This is a genomic window from Vibrio sp. 1078-1 (assembly GCF_033340475.1).
In genome coordinates this window covers 1-503 of sequence record NZ_JAWOWM010000989.1, presented here as the reverse complement: position 1 = coordinate 503, position 503 = coordinate 1, and the positions used below count along the sequence as shown (strand labels likewise).

The following is a 503-nucleotide window of genomic DNA, read 5'->3' as shown; positions in this document are numbered from 1 at the left end:
AACTTGTTCATCAAAGGTGAGTTGATTGAACTCGATGCGGAGCAGAAAGCCGCGATTGAAGCATATCGCGAAAAAATGAATGCCTATATCCCTCAAGCTAAGCAGCTAGCGAGTGATGGCTTGGAACTCGCCAATGACATCATTGATGATGTGACAGCGAGTTTGGATGCACCGGGCGCGTTTGATAACGTAAAAGTTGCAGTTAAAGACTTCTTTGCTGATGTGCAATCTCGTTATTACAAAGATGGTGATTTTATTTTGCCTGCAGACAGCTTTGAATCGATGACGCAGGGCTGGACGAAAGATTTTGAAAAAGCGCAGGAGATTTTTAATAAAGAGTTTCTGGCTAGCGCGTTCGATGCTTTATCGAAAAAAATGAAAGAAGAGGGTGGTTTAAACCTGACAGCACTCTCTGAAAGCATGGCAGAATTAAGTGCAAAAGTTGAGCAGCGTCTGGCTGAACATTCGAAAGAGGTGGAGCAACAAGCGGAAGACTTATGTGA

1 protein-coding gene is annotated in these 503 nt (G+C 43.5%); it reads left to right on the top strand.

What is annotated here, in order from left to right; translation table 11 throughout:
* Positions 1-503 (top strand): DUF2884 family protein (locus R7190_RS31235; RefSeq protein WP_318138392.1); only part of this gene is annotated, 503 nt, incomplete at both ends.